The following is a 3,636-nucleotide window of genomic DNA, read 5'->3' on the forward strand; positions in this document are numbered from 1 at the left end:
CCGCACGTGATGTTCCCGCTGCCGCCGGGGCAAAGCATCCGCCCCAACGCCCTCGAGCTCTGCCTGCAGCCCGACGAAGGCATGCACCTTGTGTTCGAAGTCAAGGTTCCGGATACGATGAGCGAAATGCGCTCGGTCGACATGGACTTCCACTATGCCGACGCCTTTGGGCCGGATGCCATCCCAGATGCCTATGAACGTCTGTTGCTCGATGCTCTCGCCGGCGATGCTTCGCTCTTCACCCGGGCCGACACCATCGAGCTCGCCTGGCAGCTGATCGATCCCATTCAACGGGCTTGGGACGCCTCTGGCGGATTAGGACTAACCAGCTACCCGCAGGGGGCCTGGGGACCGACTGCCGCGGATGACCTGCTTGCGGCAGACGGCCACAGCTGGTCCAGCGGCTGCATTGGACACTTGGGTGGTCCAACCTCGTAGGATCTCACCTGCCCGCGAACTGCGCTTAGGCAGTTGGATGCGGAGGGGGGCCTGCCGGGAAGATGGCTTACCAGATGTCGATTCCGACCCCGATACGCATCTATGGCACCGAGTGGTGCACCGACTGCCACCGGGCGCGTGCCTTCTTCGAGCAGCGCCGCATTCCCTATGTGTGGATCGATCCGGACCAGGAGTCCGAGGCCGAGCAGTTCGTGCTTCGGATCAACCAAGGCCTGCGCAGCGTCCCAACCATCGTCTTCCCCGACGGCAGTATCCTGGTCGAGCCTTCGGTTGCCGATCTGATCGCAAAGTTCGAGGACCTCGGCCAGACCTGACGAAGGGGCTGGAAGGAAGGACCGACGCATGTACCGAGATCTGAGGGAATACCTTGCCGAGCTGGAACGCCGCCAGATGCTGAGGCGCATCCAGACTCAGCTGTCGCCAGCGCTCGAGATCAGCGAGGTCACCGACCGCATCTGCAAAGGGCCGGCCGACCATAACCAGGCTCTGCTCTTCGAGTCGGTGGCCGGCCACGACGTGCCTGTCGCCACCAACCTGTTCGGTTCGGAGCAGCGCATGGCCCTGGCGCTGGGCGTGGAGCGGTTGGACGAGCTGGGCGAACGGCTGGCCGAGCTGCTGGACTTCCGCCTGCCGCAAGGCCTGGGAGGGATGATCGGGCGCGGTCAGGACATGCTCTCGGCGATGCGAGCCATTGGACTTGGGCCCTCGAAGGTGCGATCGGGGCCCGTGCACGAGCTCATCGAAAAAGACACCGCCCGCCTCTCCTCGCTGCCGGTGCTGACCTGTTGGCCGGAGGACGGCGGCCCGTTCATCACCCTGCCCCAGGTGATCACGCGCGATCCAGAAACCGGGACGCGCAACGTCGGCATGTACCGGCTGCAAGTGGTCGACGAACGCCGGCTGCTGATGCATTGGCAGCGACACAAAGGCGGGGCCGAGCACGAACGCCTGGCGAAGGAGCAGGCCAAACCGACCATCCCTGCCGCCATCGTCCTTGGGGGCGACCCGGCCGCGATGTGGTGCGCTTCGGCGCCCCTGCCCCCGAACATCGACGAATACCTGCTGGCCGGCTGGATCCGCGGCAAGCCGGTCGAATTCGTCGACTGCCAGACCATTCCGCTCGAGGTGCCGGCCCAGGCCGAAATCGTCATCGAAGGCTTCGTCGACCCCAATGCGCGTCTGCCGGAGGGGCCATTCGGCGACCACACCGGGTACTACACCCCGGTCGAGCCTTTCCCGGTCTTCAACGTCACGGCCATCACCCGGCGCCGCGAGGCGATCTATCCGGCGACGCTGGTCGGCATCCCCCCGATGGAGGACGTGTGGATGGGCAAGGCCGCCGAGCGTCTGTTCCTGCCGCTGATGCGCCTGTTCCTTCCCGAGATTGTCGACGTCAACATGCCGGCCGAAGGCGTGTTCCACAACCTGGTCCTGGTCTCGATCCAGAAGCGCTACCCCGGCCACGCCCGCAAGGTCATCCACGGGTTGTGGGGCCTCGGCCTGCTGATGTTGGCCAAAGCCATCGTCGTCTTCGACGAGTGGGTGGACGTCCAGAACACGAGCCAGGCAGCCTGGCAGGCACTGGGCAATGTCGACTGGTCGAAGGATGCGGTGATCAGCGACGGCCCGGTTGATCAGCTCGACCACGCCTCCTATCAGCCCTTGTTCGGCGGCAAGATCGGCATCGATGCTACCGCCAAGCTCCCGGAAGAGGGCTACCGCAGAGGCTGGCCGAAGCCGGTCAGCATGACCCCAGAGGTCAAGGCGCGCATCGAAGAGTTGTGGCCGGGTCTCGGCCTGTAGGCGCCAGGGAGGATCCCCGCAGGATCTTCGACAGCCCGCCGGCTGCCGACCCGCGGCCAAGCGGCCGAACCAGCAGCTGGCCGATGATCGCAGCCAGGATGCCCCCGAGCACGACCGCTGAAATGGCGCGAGCGCGCGCAGCCGTCGGCACGATCCCGCCGGCTGCGAAGCGGGAGAGCAGGACCACGGCGTAGGCGATGCCTGAGCAGCCCTGCCAGCAATCCCATCAGCTGGGCACCCAGCCCGACGGCCAGGCCAGGGCGCCCGCCGGTTCGATCGGTCGCCAGGCCGGTGACGCCCAACCGCACGCTGCTGAGCTTCCGCACAACGTGCGGCGGAATGAGTGGGGCTCGGGGGTCGGTAGGAACTTGATAGTCGGACATCGGAGGTCCAATGATCCTACCTGCAGCCGGCGTCGGGGCTCAGGCGTTGGCCCATGTTACAATCCGCCCCGATTTGCCGGCTGCTCCCACCGTCCCAGCCCCAGGCAGCCATTCGTCCATGGTGTCCGTGCAGAGAGTTCGAGACTTCTTCGAGCTGATCAAGTTCGAACACACGGTGTTCGCGCTCCCGTTCGCCTACCTCGGAATGCTGCTCGCTGCCTCGGGCTGGCCTGGGGGCTGGGATTTCATCTGGATCACCATCGCCATGGCCGCCGCCCGCACCCTGGGCATGAGCGCCAACCGCTGGGTCGATCGCTGGCAGGACGCCCGCAACCCACGCACCGCCAACCGCCCGCTGGCCACCGGCGCCATCCAGCCCCGGACGGTGTGGATCGGGATGGGGATTTCGGCCCTGGTCCTGGCGCTGGCGGCTTACGCCCTCGGCCCGCTGCCATTCCGCCTGCTCCCGGGCGCCTATCTGTTCCTGCTTGGCTACCCGTTCACCAAGCGCTTCACCGTGCTGTCTCACTTCGCCCTCGGGATGACCGACGGCCTGGCGACGCTCGGGGCCTGGGCCGCCGTTCGCCAGTCCCTATTCACCTGGGCGGATCTTCCCGCCTGGGTGCTATTCGCGGCCGTCAGCTTATGGATCGCCGGCTTCGACATGATCTACGCCTGCCAGGATATCGAGTTCGATCGACAGGAGGGTTTGCACTCGGCGCCGGCCCGATACGGCCCGGCCACGGCCCTTCGGTTGTCCTCCGTCTGCCATGCCTTGACAACCTTTCTGTTGCTTGGTCTCGGGGCGCTGATGGGGCTCGGCCCGATCTTCGCCGTCGGCGTGGTGGTTACCGGCAGTCTGCTAGCCTATGAGCACTACCTGGTGCGTCCCAACGATTTCACCCGCTTGAACACGGCGTTCTTCAACGTCAACAGCGTCATCAGTTTGACTCTGCTCGTCACGACGACGATGGCGCTGGTTGCGCCCTAG

Annotated in this window: 4 protein-coding genes; all 4 read left to right on the forward strand. The window is 65.8% G+C overall.

Features of this window, described 5'->3' with window-relative positions; genetic code table 11:
• Positions 1–438: glucose-6-phosphate dehydrogenase (locus MUO23_10475; GenBank protein MCJ7513379.1), on the forward strand; the 438-nt coding region annotated here is incomplete at its 5' end.
• Positions 439–512: 74 nt separating this feature from the next.
• On the forward strand, positions 513–773 hold the full coding sequence (locus tag MUO23_10480) for an NrdH-redoxin (GenBank protein MCJ7513380.1): 261 nt from the start codon (positions 513–515) through the stop codon (positions 771–773).
• A 28-nt stretch (positions 774–801) separates the two neighbouring features.
• Positions 802–2,262 carry a menaquinone biosynthesis decarboxylase gene (locus MUO23_10485; protein ID MCJ7513381.1) on the forward strand — a complete coding sequence of 487 codons (1,461 nt, stop codon included), beginning with the start codon at positions 802–804 and terminating at the stop codon, positions 2,260–2,262.
• Positions 2,263–2,655: 393 nt separating this feature from the next.
• Complete coding sequence (gene ubiA, locus MUO23_10490) at positions 2,656–3,636, forward strand: putative 4-hydroxybenzoate polyprenyltransferase (GenBank protein ID MCJ7513382.1); 981 nt, start codon at positions 2,656–2,658, stop codon at positions 3,634–3,636.

It is taken from the genome of Anaerolineales bacterium, from assembly GCA_022866145.1.
Taxonomy (GTDB): Bacteria; Chloroflexota; Anaerolineae; order Anaerolineales; family E44-bin32; genus PFL42.

What these genes read in the sequence shown, in the direction of transcription:
- MUO23_10480 (MCJ7513380.1), top strand. Translation starts at nt 513, where the DNA reads ATGTCGATTCCGACCCCGATACGCATCTATGGCACCGAGTGGTGCACC.
- MUO23_10485 (MCJ7513381.1), top strand. Translation starts at nt 802, where the DNA reads ATGTACCGAGATCTGAGGGAATACCTTGCCGAGCTGGAACGCCGCCAG.
- ubiA (MCJ7513382.1), top strand. Translation starts at nt 2,656, where the DNA reads ATGATCCTACCTGCAGCCGGCGTCGGGGCTCAGGCGTTGGCCCATGTT.